Below are 15,630 nucleotides of genomic sequence, written 5' to 3'. Positions count from 1 at the left end.
TGCTTTGCCTTTTTCTTAGCCCTATTGAAATAAGCTAATAATCCACCTCCCCTATCGCCATCCTGCAGAGCTCGCTCACCATTACTGGCTTAAGCCCATTCTTCCTCACTTTCTCTGCGAGAGTGGTGTAGCACATAGGGCAGTTGAAGACGACGTACTCTGCATTACTGCTCACCATATCATCGATGTTCTTCCTCTGCAGCTCCTCAGCCTTCTCCGGCTCATCTGAGAGGACGAAGGGGGCACCGCAGCAAATCGCTCTCTCCCTATCAAACTCCCTCTCAACTCTCTCCACGCCTATTAGCTCAAAGATTCTGTCGAGAGTTCTGTCAGTCTCGGCAATAAACCTGTTGGAACAGTTTCTCTGGTAGGCAACCTTTACTCCAAGCTCCCTCACCTCCATCTCCTTCAAACGCTGATAAAGGAACTCGAAGAGGTGTGTGTAGGGGAAGGGAACTTCAATCCCGTAAGCTTCGGCAAAGGACTTGTAGAAGGCGTAGCATTCATCGTGGTAAAGGATTAGCTCATCAGGTTGAAGCTTCATTATGTTGCTTATCGTTCTTTCCGCCCTCTCCTTAACCACGGAAACCATCCCGTAGTGGAGGTAGAGCATGTTGCAGAATACATGCCTCCCCCTGACGACATCATAGCCCTCAAAGAGCTTCCCCTTCACCAAGTCCTTCACTTCAGGGAAGAGGCAGATGTGGACGAACTTCCCGCCAACCTTTTTTGGAATGAACTCGCTGCTGACATCGTATCGCTGCAGAAGGGCTGCTTTTGTTTCATCGCTGACTTTCTTCACTCCCAAACTTTCCTGAAGCTCTGCCATGCGGTAGAAGGGATGGTTGTTGAACTCACAGTACTCCTCGCAGCCATAGCATGTGTAGCACTCCTCAAGAACCCTGCTGTACTCTCCGAGGGCAATCTTCCTTTTCTCCTCCTTCGCCGAATCGAAATCGTAGTTCAGGTTGATGCATTTGGTGAGGCAGCTGTATGTTGTGCAGTTAAGGCACAAATCAGGGTTGAACTTCAGCATCATTCTATCATCCTCCTTGCTGCGTCGAGCATTCCGGTGGCTGAGGTATAGATGAAGCTCAGCGCAACTGGCTTGCTGCCAAGCACGTTGAAAAGCTTCTCAACATCCTCATCTTCTTTCCTAAGCCTCCCAACGAACTCTTCAACAGTTCCATTTGCATTGGCAACCTCCTTTGCTATTTCCAACCAGCTCTTTACCTTCTCGTAGGATTTAGCAATTGGCCAGTCTCCCTCAACCACCCCGTAGTGGGTGAAGGCCACGTAATCAACCTTCAGCCCCTTCAGCCTCTTAAGGGTTTTCAATGCCGCATCAGCATCAAAGGGTGGTGGTGTGAGGGGAAAAACCACACCTCCGAAGCACATCCCCACGGCATCAGCAGGAAACAGCACCTTTGAGTTTGTCAGATAATACACCAGCATGTGCGGAGCGTGGCCCGGAGCGTGGAAGACTTTAAGCCTCTCCCCTCCCAAATCAAACTCCTGCTCATCCTCAACAGCAATCACCTTGCTCTCATCAATGCTCTCTGGCTTGCCGTAAATCTCCGCAACCTCGCCGAGAACCGCCTTTGATGCTTCCCACAGCTTTTCGGGATTGACGACATGCTTAACCCCTCTCGGATGGACTATGATTTTCGCATCAAGGGCTTTGGCAAGCCTCGCTGCCCCACCTCCGTGATCAATGTGGATGTGAGTGGGGCAGATGTACTCAACATTCCAGCTCCTATCAATCTCATCAAGGATTATCTCGGCCCCCTTCGCAGTTCCGGGGTCTATTATTGCAGCCCTCTCGTGAACAACAGCGTAGGCAGAGATGACTCCCGGCTCGACGTACTTCAGCGTGTCTATGAGGTAAACGTTGGGAAGAACCTCCTCCATGAAAAAGGAAAAAATTGGTAATTAAAAAATGTTTCTAAATTAGCATCAGATTCCGAGTGCCTTCCTCTTCTCCTCAATTACCTTCTCGAGGAGTTCGGCAGCCTTCAGCGGGTCCTCCTCCACCACAACTTTTCCGCCAGTGAGCTTCTCCACGTCCTCGGTAAAGAGCTTTACCGCATCCTCGCTTCCCGTGATTGGCGGAACAGGCGAAACGTGAGTTGTGAGGCCGTATGCAACGGCAAAGACAGCATCAATCGTGGCCTTCTGCTCCATGTATTCAGGGGCTGTTACAGCAACGGGAAGCTGCGGAACATCAACGCCGAGGGCATCGGCAATAAGCCTGACGAGGTAGGCTGCTCTCCCAGTATCGGTGCACGTTCCGAAGCTCAGCACCGGTGGGATGTTAAGGGCTTTGCAAACGGCCTTAAGCTTCTCTCCCGCAAGCTCTACAGCCTCCATAGATGTAAGCCCGGCAACCTGCAGCGCAGCATTACCGCACCCCATCGAAAGGACCAGAATATCTCTCTTTATCAGCTCCTTTGCAATGGTTACGGTGCTGCTGTCGTGCGGGCCGTTCTTCAGGGTTGTGCAGCTAACCAGGGCCACCACTCCCTTTATATCGCCCTTCTTTATTGCATCCAGCAGTACGTTGAGGTCACCGTTGAGAGCTTTGAGTATCGCTTCAGGCGAGAATCCGACAACAATTTTCTTCTTCTGCTCAACCTTAACAGCCTTGCTCTTGTCCCTCTGCTTGAAGTTCTCTATGGCCATATCGATTAGCTTCATCGCAATCTCTTCAGCCTTCTCCGGCTCGTAGTCCAGCCCCTCATCAATCCCTTTGAGCCTCACAAGCCTGCTGACGGGGACAATTTTAACGCCGTAGCGCTGGTATTCGGGCAGTGACGGAAGAGTGCAGTTCATATCAGCAGCAAAAACGTCAACACATCCAGTAGCGAGTGCATATTCCTGAACAATCCAGTTTCCTACGATTCCAGCAAACACCGGGCTGTCAACGCGCTGGAGTATCTCCTGACCGGTTTCAATGAATCCAATGATTCTCAGCCCCTTTGCTCCAGCCTTTCTCGCCTTCTCCTGAATCTCCTCTCTCTCGGCGAGCTTTATCAGGGCAATGCCCACAAAGGGCTCATGACCGTTAACAGCGATGTTAACGTACTCAGGGTCGAGAATGCCCAGATCAGAATGGCTCTCGTGGGGCATCGGAGTGCCGAAAAGAATGTCCTGTATGGTTTCAAGAGCTATTTGTGCTGCCATACAGGTGGCGATGCTCATTGACATGCTCTTCTTTGCAAGAGAGACGTAATTTGAATCGACGTTTGTCATGGCCGAAGAGCCCATAGTTAGCAACTCCTGAAAGACTCCTGACGGGAAAATTCCCAGCTTCTCCCAGAGCTCCTTCCTTTTTTCTGGAGCAAAGATTTCAACAAGCCTGCTTTTCTCCAAAGAGCTCAAATCGGATATGACGAAATCTGCAACCTTTGCAGCGAGTTCGTTCACGTCTTCCCCTTCAATGCCAAGCAGCTTTGCAAACCACTTCAGCTTCTCAACATCCTTGATTTCGTAAATAGTCTTTCCCTCTGCCGTTGCTTTCAGCGTTTTCGCGGCCTCAATGGCGTGGTAGGTGTATGCTTCAGTACCAAGCATGTTCTTGTGGGTGAAGTTCCTCACGACCATTCCAGCAGCATCAATCCCGCACGCTCCTGTCGGCTTGTCCTTACTAATTCTGCATGGACCCATGCTGCAGAGCTGGCAGCTCAGGCCCTTTTCGCAGAAGGGGCATCTCCCCTTCTCCTGTGCGTTGAACCTATCGACAATGTTCGTTACGCCCTCCTTGCTGACCCTCTCATACATCATGTTTATGCTTTCATGCTCACTAACCTTACCCTCGATCTTCATGATTTGATATTGACTCCAAGTGGTATATACTTACTCCCTAAGATTTTCGTCATCTTTATTTTCTGCGGTGAACCAACTGTAATGCTCGAAGTGCAGATTAAAACCAAGCTGCCTGAAAACTGCACCCTCGCCACGCTGAACGGAATCATGAAAAGCTGCATTGTGAAGGTAGAGGCTTCGCCAAGAGAGAGGAGGTTGTAAAGGGGCTGCTGAGGGTAAAGGGAGAAAACGCTTGGGAGGTGTTAGAGAAATTGCCTTCGCACTGCGAGGGTGTGTCCATCTCTTCGAAAGAGGCGAAGGTCCTCATTAAGGAGCACACCTGTCTGGTTGCGATTCCCATCCTCGAGTCCGGCTGTGTCATTACAGGAGTTGACGTCAGCGAATCTGAGCTTGTTTGGAGCATAATCTGCGATGACGAGGGCTTTATCGCCCTGCTTGAAAACCTTGAGGGTGTTGACTTCGAGCTTATTTACAAAGGCAAGCCTCCGGCAAGGACGAGATAACTTACAGGGAGGAGGAAATCCTGAAAATTGCCCTCGAAAAGGGATACTTCGATTTCCCGAAAAGGGTAAAGCTCGAACAGCTTGCAGAGTTTTTCGGCATAGCCCCCTCGACTCTATCAGAGATACTAAGAAGGGGGCAGAAAAAGGTGCTGGAGAAGTACTTCGGGAAAGCTTAAGGGAAAAATTATAAGATGTGCTGGCCCTAAAATTCACAGGTGATATAATGGAGGCCACATGCAGTCCCGATTTGAAGTGCGTGCTGAAATGCGCCCTCAACATTTCATGTCTCGAAATGGACGTTTATCTCATTCTCCTGAAAAACCCCGGTCTGGATGTAGAAACCATCGCAAAAGAGCTTGAGAAAGATGAAAGCACAGTTTACAAAGCTTTAAGAAACTTAATGGAAAGAGGGCTTGTTAAGAGGGAGTACAGAATTCTGAAGGGTGGGGGGTACAAGTACCTCTACTTCCCGAAGGACTTCGAGGAGTTCAAAAAGATTGCTAAAGATGCAATGGAAGAGTGGTTCAGGCATTTTGACAGCATGATCAAGGACATAGAGAAGGTAGATAAGGAGGAATTGGCATCTTTTGCCATAGTTCGATAAAATTTTTATCAATTCGTTTGATATTTTAATTCGAAATCAAAATTTTCTTATAAGGGATGCACAGTTTAGGAACAAAAAATGTGAAGGTGGGTAAATGAAGTTCGAATTTAGAACTCTGGTTTTAATTTCGCTGGCTGTGGTAGTCGTGCTGTCCGGCTGCTCCCAGTCGCCAAGCTCAGGAGGCGTTCCGGAGTACAGCGGTTCTAAGGTTTACAGCGCTCCAACTCTCTACTCTCAGCTCATTGGCGTTCCGACAGAGGGGGTGAGTGTTAAAGCCTACACGGTGGAGAACGCCAATGCCAAAGATATTCTGAGCTGGTACAAGGAGAAGCTGTCCGACTACGAGATTGTTAATGAGATGAGCGTTGTGCAAATGACCACCCCCCAGGGAAGCGCTGAGTGGGGAGCAATTTTGTTTAAGAAGGGCGATAAAGGTGTTGGAATCTGGGCGATGAGTGGTAGCGGTGTAGAGGGCGGTGGTGCTGTTTATTTCATCGTAGAAGGGCCGATAGACAAGCTGACGGGCGAGAGCGGTGAGGCTGGAGGTGCAGGAGAACAGCTTCCAGCATCTGATCAGGCATCGGGAGAGGAGCCTGTGAAGAGATACCCCGGCTCAGTGATGCTGAGCTACTACAAAGACACCTCTAACCCGCTTGAGGTTTCCATAGGCATCGATTACGGCACTGAAGACAGTGCAGAAAAGGTAGCACACTGGTACAAACAGGAGCTTCAGGCTGAGGGATGGGTGCTGGAGAGCGAAAGCTCGGATGATTCCAGCATCGACCTGGCTTTCAGCAGGGGAAAGGAGTACATTGACATCTACATAATAGAGCCCTACGAAGGGTTTCTTACACGGAAATTGACATCGACTACAGGCAGAAGGGGCTGCCATCTCACGACTTGGTCAGTGGAGAGGAGCCGATGGAGAGGTATCCCGGCTCAGTTATGCTGGAATACATGACGGTAACAGCGGGTGGAGTTAACACAGTTCAGATTACTTACGGCACTGAAGACAGTGGAAACAGCGTCTTCCAGTGGTACGTGAACAAGCTTAAGAGCGAAGGCTGGGAGGTTATGACCAGCACCTCTGAAGGACAGTATTTCGTTGGGGGCAGCAAGGGGAGCAGCTACATTCAGGTTGAAATAACTGAAGAGGCTTTCACTAAGATAAGCGTCACATATACATCCTCTTAATTTTCTTTTTTATTCATAATTTTCTCCAAAATACTAAAATCAAAAACTTTATTAGCACTTGTGAAAAATCTGAAAAAAAGTAATACGAGGTGAGAAATTGCACATCCCTGATGGCTACCTCGATTTGAGCATAGCGGGTTTGTTTTACATTCTTAGCATAGCGGTGCTCGGATACTCGATTTACAGGCTGAGAGGGCAGAAGCTGACGTCCCTCTTCGGGATTGTTGCAGCGGCTATTTTTGCTGCACAGATGCTCAACTGGCCCATTCCGGGAGGAACATCAGCCCACTTCGTTGGAGGGGCGCTTGCGGGAATCCTGCTTGGTCCATACGCTGGGGCGCTCGCGATGGCAGTGGTTTTAACAATTCAATGTCTGGTGTTTGCGGATGGAGGCATAACTGCTCTCGGGGCCAACGTATGGAACATGGCTATTGTTAACGTTTTCGTTGGTTACTACGTTTACAGAGCCATTGAGAGGTTCAACAGGTCTGCAGCGGCCTTCATTGCAGGATGGATTGGCATAACGCTCGCAGCCATCTTTGCAGGAATCGAAATCGGCATTTCCACATCCTTCGGCTACGGGCTCAAGGTTACATTGCCCGTGATGGGGACTTGGCACGCACTCCTCGGTTTGGTTGAGGGAACGATTACGGCTGGAGTTGTGAGCTACATAGCTGCAGCGAGGCCTGACGTCATTGAGCAGAAAGCAGCTCCGGGAAAGCTGGCTCTTGCAGTTATTGCTGCAATGATTGCAGTTTCACCGCTCTTTGCCTACGCCGCAGAGCTCGTTGGATACTCTGAACCTCTTGAGAACGCTGCCGCGATGCTCGGCCTTGAAGAAAACCCCATTTACGAGGGATTGCTTCCAGATTACACCCTGCCGGGCCTTGACCCCTATGCGGGAACGCTGATTGCTGGTATAGTTGGAACAGTAATCGTTTTAGCTCTTGGATTCGCATTAACCAGATATGCACGAACTGCTTGAAAGGACAATTAAGGAGGCTTCGAGCTACTTTCAAAATTTTTTGCTCCACGAATACACAAAAAGGAGCGCTTTGCATGAGGTTGATGCGAGAGTAAAGCTAATTGCAACCATAGTTTTTGTTGTCCTCGCCGTTTCAACCTTCACCCTTGAGAAAGTTTTGATGGTCTTCATTTTTCTCATCGTCATTTCTGCGGTTGTTGGCCTGAGCCTGAGGAGGATTGCAGAGAGAATCTGGCTTTTTACCCTATTCTCGTTTATTGTGGTTCTGCCCTTTGCAATATCATCTCCTACATATGGAGTAACCTTCACGCTCAGAGTTGCCGCCTCGCTGGTTGCGATTCAGATGCTTATAATGACCACAAGCTTTGCAGAGATTTGCTCTGCTCTCCGCTCCTTCAAGGTTCCTGCCATTTTCGTCTCGGCTCTATGGCTGGCATACAGGTATGCGGTGCTTATGTTCAGGGAGCTTCTTTCCATTCTGCTGGCGAGGGAGAGCAGGAGGGTTTCGAAGGGCAGTCACATGGAGGTGTGGAGGAAGGGAGGGGAGGCGGTGGGGCTGTTCTTTCTGAGAAGCTTTGAGAAGGCTGAAAAAGTTCAGCTGGCGATGGAGGCGAGGGGTGAGGCTATTGTCCACTACAGAGGAAAGCTTAAAATGCTGGATTTCGTTTACGCAGTAATCGTGGGCTTCACAGCTTTCTGGTGGGTGATAATCTGAAGGTTATTGAGGCTGATAGCGTCAGCTACGACTACCCGGACGGCAGTGCAGGAGTCAGGGAAGTGAGTCTTGAGATTTTTGAGGGAGACAGGGTGGGGCTGATAGGGGCCAATGGGAGCGGCAAATCCACCCTGATTCTCCTCCTTGCGGGACTGCTCAGGCCGACAAAGGGAAAAATCAGGATTTTCGGAAGAGAGATTGACAAGAAGAACGTTGAGGAGATAAGGAGAAAGATTGGAGTTGTTTTCCAGAATCCCGATGACTTCCTTTTCAATCCAACAGTGAGGGATGAGCTTCTCTACGTTCCGAGGCAGCTTGAGTGGAGCGAAGAGGAGATGGAGAATGCCGTAAAGGAGTATGCGGAGATGTTCGGCATTACTCACCTTTTGAACAAGCCCCCCTTCAGGCTGAGCGGTGGGGAGAAGAAGAAAGTGGAGATTGCAAGTGTTCTGATTTACAAACCTGAGGTCTTGCTGCTTGACGAGCCCACGGCATACGTTGACGGGAAGACGAAGAGGCTGATTCTGAAGATTCTGGAAGATTTTAAGGGCACTCTGGTAATCGCTACACACGAGCTGGACGTGGCTGAGAAGCTTGCAGACAAATTCGTCCTTCTCAACCTTGAGCACAGGATTGAGGCCGCTGGGGGAAAAGAGATACTGAAAAATGAGGAACTGCTGGAGAAAGCGGGAGTTATTTAGTGGTTATGGTTGCTCCTCCGTCCTCAACAATGAGCGTGTGCTCCCACTGGCTAACCAGTCCCCCACTCACCTCTGTCAGCACGGGGTAGGCTCTCAGCACTCCCTCTCTTGCGAGCTTTGAGATTATGATGTCCGGAGCCTTTTTCAGCCATCTCTTCGCAAAGGGCAGAGTCTTGTAATTCTCCTCCACTTCCTTCAGAATTTCCCTTGCCATCTTCATTCTCACGGGTCTCGGGTTGAGAAGGCTGTAAATCTCACATTCTCCCCTTTCCCCGACTTTGCCAACACCGTTGGTTGCGAAGGGCTCAATGGCTACCACCATCCCCTCCTCCAGCGTCACTCCCTTTTCCGTTGCGTAGTTGTAGATGCTCGGCGGTGCGTGGTTTAGATACGGAAGAAGGCCATGGCCCGTGAGATTGACAATGGGCTTAAAGCCATAATTGGTTATGGCATCCTCAATGGCCTTTCCTATCTCCGAAACACTCACCCCTGCCCTCACAACCTCCATCGCTGCCTCAAGAGCCTCCTTTGCAGCTTTAACAAGCTCTGTATTGTCTCCGAGGTCGACGGTAACTGCCATGTCTGCAATGTAACCATCAATGTGCGCTCCAACGTCAAGCTTGACCACATCTCCCTCTTTAAACGTTCTTTCATCGTTTTTCTTGGGAGTGAAGTGCGCCGCATCGCTGTTGATGGAGATGTTTGCAGGAAAGGCTGGCTTTGCTCCCAGCTCGATAATTCTGTTCTCGACGAATTCGGCAACCTCAAGAATCTTTACCCCGGGGGCAATTTTCTCAGCAGCCTCGTTAACGGCCTGCTTCAGAATTTTTCCTGCCTCAATCAGCTTTTCCCTTACCTCGTCATCCATTGGTCTAAATTGGCAGGCTGATATTTGAAATTATTGCAAAACTCTCAGGCTGAAATCTAAGGCGGGGGCGGAGTGGGTGATGTATCCAGAAGAGATGACGTCAACGTCCATGGCAGCAAACTCAGCGACGTTTTCTGGCGTTACACTGCCGGAAACCTCAATAATGACCTTCTCTCTCAATCCTCTCCTCCTTAGCTCCTCCACAGCCTCAGCAACCATTTCTGGTGTAAAGTTGTCAAGCATTATGATATCTGCCCCAAACTCTGCCGCCTTAATTGCATCCCCAACACTTCCTACCTCAACCTCCAGCTTCTTCGTGAAGCTTCTCTTCACCTTCATTGCCCTCTCCAAGGAACCTGCAACGGCGATGTGGTTGTCCTTCAGCATGAGGCAGTCTGAAAGGGAGAAGCGGTGAGCATCTCCTCCCCCAATTTCCACCGCCATTTTCTCAAAAATTCTGAAGCCGGGAGTTGTTTTCCTCGTTGCTGCAACAACAACTTTGGGATTCACTCTCCTTGCCCTCTCCACCATTTTTGCTGTTGCGGTAGCAATCCCGCTCATTCTCATCAAAATGTTGATTGCAAGTCTCTCCGTTGCAAGGATTGAGTCAGATTTTCCCCTCAGCCTCATCACCACGTCTCCGGGCTTTATTGGCTCCCCGTCTTTCTTGGACTCCATCACAACGATTTCTGCAAGGTCGAAAAGTATCTTAACAACCCCAACCCCCGCCAAAACTCCCTCGCCCTTTGAAACGATAACTGCCTCCACATCCTTTGTAGGGATGGCCGTCACATCCCCGTAAGGCATGTCCTCCTCCAGAAACTCCAGCAGCTTTTTCTTTATTAGTGCCTTCAAACCACCAATCCCTCCTTAAGATTTCTCAAAATTCTCGTTACAGAAAGGGCAGCAAGATAGCTCGTCTTCGGATTTTCCCTCATTGGCCTGTTCCTAACTCTGATTTCCATCTCCCCAAACTCTCCCCTCACCAGAATTTCGTGGATGTTCTCCTCAACCTCGTCAGCTACAAGCCTGACCTTCACGTCTTTTCCTGAGGCAATGCTGAGCGTCGCTGCAACGTTCAAGTTTTTCGGGAATTTCTGAGCTGCCTCAGATGCAGAGCCTTCGAATATTACACCTTTTCTGCCAAACTGCCTCCAATTCTTCCTTGTTGTCAGAACGATTTCCTCTATCAACTCTGATGCTGAAAAAATGGCATCCAATCCACCGATTGCCCCAGATGCTATGTAAACTCTCCTGCCCGTTTTCCTGCAGACTTCCCTGACTCTGCTGAGAAAATCCCTGTCAGCGAAGGCCCCGGTGCTCAGAACAATTAGGTCTATGCCAGCCTTAAGAATTTTCTCCGCATAGTCCTTAACAGCTTGCTGCGATGCAGCCTCAACGGCCACATCCATCTCCCTCTGGAGGAACTCGTCAATGCCTCTAACCATCTTCTCGTGCTCTCCCCTTACATCCAGAATGGCAGCAATCTCAAATCCGTTCCTTTCAAGCCACTCAGCCAGAAATTTTCCAATTGCCCCGTATCCAATTAAGCCGACTAACATAGCTCAAACATCCTCTCTATCGCCCTTCTCGCTTTCTCGGCAATTTTTTCATCCACTCTAACCACATTTCTCTCCTCAACGAGCGCTTTAACAACGCCATCCATCGTGTTCCGCTTCATCGCCCTGCAGACACTCTCTTTGAGGGGCAGAATGGTTTTGTCGCTCTGCTGTCTCAACCGCTCAATCAGACCTATTTCCGTTCCTATAATCACCTTCTCAGCATCGCTTTGCTCTACAAATCTGACCATCTGGCTTGTAGAGCCCACAAAATCAGCAAGCTTCTGCACTTCAGGTCTGCACTCAGGATGCACTATTATGGTGGCATCCGGATGCTTTTCCCTCGCTGTCAGAACATCCTTAGCGGTGAAAGACTGGTGAACACAGCAGTTTCCATATTGCGGGACCGCTATAACCTCCTTCCCTGTTTTCTCGGCAGCATACCACGCAAGGTTTGCGTCAGGACCAAGCAAAACTCTTTCAGCATCAAGGTTCTCCACAACCTTCGCCACGTTGGCAGAGGTGCAACAAACATCCGCCACGGCCTTTGTCTCTGCGTGGGTGTTTACGTAGGCAACGAAGGGAGCATTGTACTTCTCCTTGGCCTTTTTCACCATCTCCGCATCAATCTGCATTGCCATCGGGCAGATTGCTTCCGTTGAGGGAATCAGCACCTTCTTATCGGGATTCAGGATTGCTGCAGTCTCCGCCATGAAGTCAACTCCGCAGAAAAGGATTATGTCTGCATCAACATCCTTTGCAGCCATTGATAGTTCAAGCTATCTCCAACGAAGTCTGCAACGCCCTGAATTGGCAGTATCTGGTAGTTGTGCGCCAGAATGACCGCATTCTTCTGCCTTTTCAGCCTTTCAATGTCGAACATTTGTTCGGCGAACATATGTTCGATGGAGATGAGATGAATATAAAGTTTTTGAAGTTCTTTTTATCTTGTAGTATCCCGAAATAACTTCACACCCCAACAAGATTGCCACGTGAGGAAGCTAACAAACAAGGACATACTCAGAATAGTGAAACAGTGGCTGAAAGGAAAGCCGATAACAAAGATAGCAGAGTTCTTTCAGGTGACAAGGCAGAGAATCCATCAGATAATCAAACACTTCAAAGAAACTGGTGAGATTCCCTTCCTGAAGAAACCGGGAAGAAAACCCAAGGAAATTGACGAGGAAACAGAAAGAATAATCCTGGAAGCACACAAAAGGTTTAATCTCGGTCCAGTTCACTTAGAAAAGAGAATAGAGGAAGAGTACTGCATTCACATCCCCCACAACACGATCTACAAGGTTTTACTCAACCAAGGTTTGGTGGAGGAGAACATGAAGAAGAAAAAGCAGCGGAAGTGGGTTCGCTATGAAAGAGATCACTCAATGTCTTTATGGCAGGGAGACTGGAAGAGGTTGGAGAGAAGTGGATAATCGCTTTCATGGACGATGCTTCCCGCTTCATCACCTGCTATGGAGTATTTGACTCTGCTACTACTGAGAACACAATCAAGGTGCTCAAGAAAGGATTCGCTGAGTATGGCATTCCGGATGAAATCCTCACAGACCATGGTACCCAATTTGTTGCAGCGAAAAGCAGAGAGAAGGCTAGGCACAGATTCAGGGAGTTTTTGGCCGAGAATGGAGTAAGGCACATTCTTGCGAGAGTGAACCATCCACAAACGAATGGGAAGATAGAGAGGTTCTTTGGAGAGGTTGAAAGAAGAGCTGGAAAGTTTGGCTCAGTTGATGCTGTTGTAAGATGGCATAATGAGATTAAGCCTCATAGAAGTTTGGACTGGGATGAACCTTGCAATGTGTTCTGGTACAAGCTTCCTCCAGAGAGAGTTATGTGGTTTGTGAGGAGGTGGTGGGATTGAAGGGAAAGTGTAAATATAATTTGGGATACCACATTCAGTTCTGCATCACGGAAAAGAATTTTTAAAGTGATAAAAACAAAAGATATGCTCAAAACTCCCAGCGATGCCGCAGTTGCTGGCTGCCTCTCCCTGCTGCTTGAGGTTTCCGGAAATCCCAAGGCGGGCAATGTTGACAGGGAGCACGACTTTGACGACCTTAAATTCGAGCACTTCCTCGCCTCCGCTGCAGGAGCATTTCCAGCTTTTCTGGAAGTTGCGGAGAAAAGGATAATTGGAGAAGGTGTGCTGAGAGCTGTGAAGGAGAGCATGAGGTGGCACAGGGCTGAGAACGTTCACTTCGGCGCCTTCCTGCTCCTTGTTCCCCTCATCTCTTCATGGGACGCAGGCGGTATGGTTGATATAGCCGAAGCTGCAAGAAACAGGCTCAGAAGAACGGACTTCAGGGACAGCTTAAGCGTTCTCGAGGCTTTCAGGCTCAGCAATGCGAGAGTTGTTGAGGCCGGAGAGCTTAATTTGAAGGACAGAAAAACCGAAGAAGAAATTGCGCAGAAAAAAATAAATCTCTACGAGTGGATGAAGATGGCTCCCGAGGAGAACCTGATAGCCAGAGAGCTAGTTGATGGCTTTAAAATCAGTATTGAGGGGGCAAAGTTCCTTTTAAGCTTCGGAAATTCTGGAAAGGCGGTCGTTGAGCTTTACTACCATCTCCTTTCCAAGTTTCCAGACCCGCTCGTGATTGCCAAGATGGGCAGAGAGTATGCGGAGAAGATTACCGAGTGGGCTGAAAAAGCGAGAACAGAAGAAGAAAGAAAAGAGCTTGATGAAAAGCTGCTAAAGGATGGTGCAAACCCCGGGACCATAGCCGACTTAACGGCCTCGTCCATCTTCTTAGCGCTTGCGGAGGGCTGGAGAATATGAGGCTTGCTGATTTTGGATTCACGGATGGGATTAACGAAATTATAGCCATCACCGAAAACGAGGATGGTAGCTGGAATGCAGCACCCATTGGCATTATCGTTGAAGATTCCAGCTCTGATACGGCTAAAGCAAAGCTATACAGAAACAGAACTAGAGCAAATCTCGAAAGGAGTGGAGTTTTGTTTGCCAACGTAACCGATGACGCTTTGGTTTTTGCAGTCTCCTCCTTCGGAAATCTAAACGATGATTGGTACGCATCCCCCAACCCCCCTATCATCAAGGGCGCAATGGCGTGGTGCAGGTTTGAGGCGGAGATGAGGAGTGGTGTGGCGCACCTCAAACTGACCGATGGAGAGATTATTGAGAAAAGGGTGAGGGCAATCAACAGGGGGCTGAGCGCGGTAATAGAGGCTTTAGTTCATGCCACAAGATACGTGGCAATCAAGAGCGATGAGAGGAGAAAGGAGCTGCTCGAAAGGATTCACTACTACAGAGAGATTGTACAGAAGTGCGGGAGCGAGAGGGAGAAGAGGGCCTTCGAAATAATTATGGAAAAAATTGGCTAAATTACTCTTCAGATTTCTCTTCTTTCTTCTTCGGTGGCCAGGGGTGAATCTTCATCTTGTGGTCGCAGAGCTTCTGCACGATGTCGAGCTTCGCCTCGCCAAACTCGGCGTAGTCCTTTTCTCTGATGTAGTCCAGAATCTGCTTCGCCACTTCAGTTCTGACCATCACCGTTGAAAAGCGATTTGGGCTGCCAACGCTGCCCACGCTTACGTCACTCTCAACTGCCGCAAAGTCCTGGCAGACTTTACATCCTGATGGTATGATTTCCTCAAAGTCCTTTACGGGAATTCTCACCTTGCTGCCGTCCTTCATCTCAACGATGAACTTCCCCTTCTTGATGTCCGTCTTAACGGCATTCCTTAAGTCAGCGTTTGCCTTTTCGAGCAGGAATTTGTAGAGGTCGTGGTGGTAGAAGTTTTCCGTGCAGAAGAGGCCGATTGCAAGCTTAACCCTCTCGAACTTCTTAAAGGCCTGCTGCATCTTTCTTACTGCTGAAACCATGCACGGAGTGCCGACAAACCCCACCGCCTCCGATTTAAGCACGGCCTCCTTTAACGCCGGAAGGACGTCGGCGTAGCTATACTTCGTACCGGTAATTTTGCGGTCGTAAAGCTGCTCCGGGGTCTTTATGGTGACAACCCTCGTCCTCCAGTTGGAATCTCTCGCAACAAAGATTGCCCTCTCGATTATCCCCATCTCAAGCGCTGAAGCGGTGAATTCCGTAACCATGGCTCCATCCTGTCCAACGAACCTCTTCGACCTCGCTGCCACAACCTCAATGTACTCTCCAAGACCGTTTTTAGGTGTGTACTCCCATCTCGGGCAGACCTTGATGCAGGCTCCGCAGTCAACGCACTCCTTGACCCAGTTGGGAAAATCGATTGGCGCGTCACCGGCTGTTATTCCATTGACCGGGCAGATTGACGCGCACGCAGCGCAGTGGCAGCAAAGTCCCGCATCGATTACCTCTGCTTTCAGATTGCCAAAATACTTTTTCTTGTGCTTCTTTTCGGGCAGTGCAAACTGCCACTCTCTTGCAATCATTCTCCCACCTCTTCGAGAGTGAGAATCTGCATCGGACACTGCCTCACGCAGAGCCCGCATCCGGTGCACAGGTCGGTCTGAATCTGGAGAACGCATCCCGTTCCTGTGACCTCTTCATCTATTGATATCTCGCATTTCTCAACCTTAATCGCGTTTTGCGGGCAAACATTGGCGCACAACCTGCAACCGAGGCAGCTTTCTGGCTCAGTGCAGGCAGCCTTCCTTTCCTTTACCTTCACAGGCTTTGGCGGCACTTCAAGAGAGTCGA

Annotated in this window: 18 protein-coding genes and 2 pseudogenes; 11 read left to right on the top strand and 9 right to left on the bottom strand. The window is 49.3% G+C overall.

The genetic code is table 11. The annotated features are described in order from the left end of the window. Nucleotides 1-34: 34 nt before the first annotated feature. From AF_RS09310 to cooS, 3 genes are read right to left on the bottom strand one after another with little or no spacing between them, the layout of a single operon-like run. Nucleotides 35-1,039: a (Fe-S)-binding protein gene (locus AF_RS09310; RefSeq protein WP_010879345.1), complete on the bottom strand. Its 1,005-nt coding sequence runs from the start codon at nt 1,037-1,039 to the stop codon at nt 35-37. Next, on the bottom strand, nt 1,036-1,911 hold the full coding sequence (locus AF_RS09305) for an MBL fold metallo-hydrolase (RefSeq protein WP_010879344.1): 876 nt from the start codon (nt 1,909-1,911) through the stop codon (nt 1,036-1,038). The genes AF_RS09310 and AF_RS09305 overlap by 4 nt, the downstream gene beginning before the upstream one ends. 45 nt (nt 1,912-1,956) lie before the next feature. Then, the gene (gene cooS / locus AF_RS09300; protein ID WP_010879343.1) at nt 1,957-3,825 is read right to left on the bottom strand and encodes an anaerobic carbon-monoxide dehydrogenase catalytic subunit; all 1,869 of its coding nucleotides are present in this window, start codon (nt 3,823-3,825) and stop codon (nt 1,957-1,959) included. A gap of 251 nt (nt 3,826-4,076) precedes the next feature. Here cooS and AF_RS09295 point away from each other — a divergent pair, with 251 nt between their 5' ends. The 8 genes from AF_RS09295 (at nt 4,077) to AF_RS09265 (ending at nt 8,527) form a co-directional block, all read left to right on the top strand. Then, nucleotides 4,077-4,328, top strand: coding sequence for a hypothetical protein (locus tag AF_RS09295; RefSeq protein ID WP_010879341.1), 252 nt, complete (start codon nt 4,077-4,079; stop codon nt 4,326-4,328). Continuing rightward, nucleotides 4,325-4,504, top strand: a complete 180-nt coding sequence (locus AF_RS12750; RefSeq protein WP_081423301.1) for a helix-turn-helix domain-containing protein — start codon at nt 4,325-4,327, stop codon at nt 4,502-4,504. Before AF_RS09295 ends, AF_RS12750 begins: the two co-directional genes overlap by 4 nt. A 47-nt stretch (nt 4,505-4,551) precedes the next feature. Continuing rightward, entirely contained in the window at nt 4,552-4,932 is a 381-nt protein-coding gene (locus AF_RS09290; RefSeq protein WP_143274453.1) for a helix-turn-helix domain-containing protein, read from the top strand. Between the two features lie 94 nt (nt 4,933-5,026). After that, complete coding sequence (locus tag AF_RS09285; RefSeq protein WP_010879339.1) at nt 5,027-5,893, top strand: hypothetical protein; 867 nt, start codon at nt 5,027-5,029, stop codon at nt 5,891-5,893. Next, on the top strand, nt 5,878-6,126 hold the full coding sequence (locus AF_RS09280) for a hypothetical protein (protein WP_048064473.1): 249 nt from the start codon (nt 5,878-5,880) through the stop codon (nt 6,124-6,126). The genes AF_RS09285 and AF_RS09280 overlap by 16 nt, the downstream gene beginning before the upstream one ends. A gap of 97 nt (nt 6,127-6,223) precedes the next feature. Then, a complete protein-coding gene (locus tag AF_RS09275) occupies nt 6,224-7,111 on the top strand; it encodes an energy-coupling factor ABC transporter permease (protein ID WP_048064472.1) in 888 nt (295 codons plus the stop codon). Next, entirely contained in the window at nt 7,095-7,826 is a 732-nt protein-coding gene (cbiQ, locus tag AF_RS12445; protein WP_010879336.1) for a cobalt ECF transporter T component CbiQ, read from the top strand. The genes AF_RS09275 and cbiQ overlap by 17 nt, the downstream gene beginning before the upstream one ends. Continuing rightward, nucleotides 7,811-8,527 carry an energy-coupling factor ABC transporter ATP-binding protein gene (locus AF_RS09265; protein WP_010879335.1) on the top strand — a complete coding sequence of 239 codons (717 nt, stop codon included), beginning with the start codon at nt 7,811-7,813 and terminating at the stop codon, nt 8,525-8,527. Before cbiQ ends, AF_RS09265 begins: the two co-directional genes overlap by 16 nt. Here the strand turns inward: AF_RS09265 and map are convergent. From map to nadA, 4 genes and pseudogenes are all read right to left on the bottom strand, one after another. Further along, the gene (gene map, locus AF_RS09260) at nt 8,520-9,395 is read right to left on the bottom strand and encodes a type II methionyl aminopeptidase (RefSeq protein WP_010879334.1); all 876 of its coding nucleotides are present in this window, start codon (nt 9,393-9,395) and stop codon (nt 8,520-8,522) included. The two genes, AF_RS09265 and map, sit on opposite strands and share 8 nt — an antisense overlap. A 30-nt stretch (nt 9,396-9,425) precedes the next feature. After that, nucleotides 9,426-10,250, bottom strand: coding sequence for a carboxylating nicotinate-nucleotide diphosphorylase (gene nadC, locus AF_RS09255; protein ID WP_231487485.1), 825 nt, complete (start codon nt 10,248-10,250; stop codon nt 9,426-9,428). Further along, nucleotides 10,247-10,957: an aspartate dehydrogenase gene (gene nadX, locus AF_RS09250; RefSeq protein ID WP_010879332.1), complete on the bottom strand. Its 711-nt coding sequence runs from the start codon at nt 10,955-10,957 to the stop codon at nt 10,247-10,249. Before nadX ends, nadC begins: the two co-directional genes overlap by 4 nt. Beyond that, nucleotides 10,951-11,852 (bottom strand): annotated as a pseudogene (nadA, locus tag AF_RS09245) (quinolinate synthase NadA). The gene nadX and the pseudogene nadA overlap by 7 nt, the downstream one beginning before the upstream one ends. A 94-nt stretch (nt 11,853-11,946) precedes the next feature. Here nadA and AF_RS09240 point away from each other — a divergent pair. From AF_RS09240 to AF_RS09230, 3 genes and pseudogenes are all read left to right on the top strand, one after another. After that, nucleotides 11,947-12,833 (top strand): annotated as a pseudogene (locus AF_RS09240) (IS481-like element ISA0963-7 family transposase). An 84-nt stretch (nt 12,834-12,917) separates the two neighbouring features. Further along, entirely contained in the window at nt 12,918-13,751 is an 834-nt protein-coding gene (locus tag AF_RS09235) for a triphosphoribosyl-dephospho-CoA synthase (protein ID WP_010879330.1), read from the top strand. Beyond that, entirely contained in the window at nt 13,748-14,317 is a 570-nt protein-coding gene (locus AF_RS09230) for a DUF447 domain-containing protein (RefSeq protein ID WP_010879329.1), read from the top strand. The genes AF_RS09235 and AF_RS09230 overlap by 4 nt, the downstream gene beginning before the upstream one ends. Nucleotide 14,318: 1 nt before the next feature. On the opposite strand, the gene AF_RS09225 is transcribed toward AF_RS09230, so the two are convergent. Beyond that, nucleotides 14,319-15,362: a Coenzyme F420 hydrogenase/dehydrogenase, beta subunit C-terminal domain gene (locus AF_RS09225; RefSeq protein ID WP_143274451.1), complete on the bottom strand. Its 1,044-nt coding sequence runs from the start codon at nt 15,360-15,362 to the stop codon at nt 14,319-14,321. Further along, nucleotides 15,359-15,601: a 4Fe-4S dicluster domain-containing protein gene (locus tag AF_RS13570; protein ID WP_244372760.1), complete on the bottom strand. Its 243-nt coding sequence runs from the start codon at nt 15,599-15,601 to the stop codon at nt 15,359-15,361. The genes AF_RS09225 and AF_RS13570 overlap by 4 nt, the downstream gene beginning before the upstream one ends. Nucleotides 15,602-15,630 lie beyond the last annotated feature (29 nt).

The sequence above is a fragment of the Archaeoglobus fulgidus DSM 4304 genome (genome assembly GCF_000008665.1).
GTDB lineage: Archaea > Halobacteriota > Archaeoglobi > Archaeoglobales > Archaeoglobaceae > Archaeoglobus > Archaeoglobus fulgidus.
This window is presented reverse-complemented; position numbering and strand designations above follow the sequence as displayed.

Coding starts and splice junctions, on each gene's coding strand:
- AF_RS09310 (WP_010879345.1), bottom strand. CDS start 1,039: ATGATGCTGAAGTTCAACCCTGATTTGTGCCTTAACTGCACAACATAC.
- AF_RS09305 (WP_010879344.1), bottom strand. CDS start 1,911: ATGGAGGAGGTTCTTCCCAACGTTTACCTCATAGACACGCTGAAGTAC.
- cooS (WP_010879343.1), bottom strand. CDS start 3,825: ATGAAGATCGAGGGTAAGGTTAGTGAGCATGAAAGCATAAACATGATG.
- AF_RS09290 (WP_143274453.1), top strand. CDS start 4,552: ATGGAGGCCACATGCAGTCCCGATTTGAAGTGCGTGCTGAAATGCGCC.
- AF_RS09285 (WP_010879339.1), top strand. CDS start 5,027: ATGAAGTTCGAATTTAGAACTCTGGTTTTAATTTCGCTGGCTGTGGTA.
- AF_RS09280 (WP_048064473.1), top strand. CDS start 5,878: ATGCTGGAATACATGACGGTAACAGCGGGTGGAGTTAACACAGTTCAG.
- cbiQ (WP_010879336.1), top strand. CDS start 7,095: ATGCACGAACTGCTTGAAAGGACAATTAAGGAGGCTTCGAGCTACTTT.
- map (WP_010879334.1), bottom strand. CDS start 9,395: ATGGATGACGAGGTAAGGGAAAAGCTGATTGAGGCAGGAAAAATTCTG.
- nadX (WP_010879332.1), bottom strand. CDS start 10,957: ATGTTAGTCGGCTTAATTGGATACGGGGCAATTGGAAAATTTCTGGCT.
- AF_RS09235 (WP_010879330.1), top strand. CDS start 12,918: ATGCTCAAAACTCCCAGCGATGCCGCAGTTGCTGGCTGCCTCTCCCTG.
- AF_RS09230 (WP_010879329.1), top strand. CDS start 13,748: ATGAGGCTTGCTGATTTTGGATTCACGGATGGGATTAACGAAATTATA.
- AF_RS09225 (WP_143274451.1), bottom strand. CDS start 15,362: ATGATTGCAAGAGAGTGGCAGTTTGCACTGCCCGAAAAGAAGCACAAG.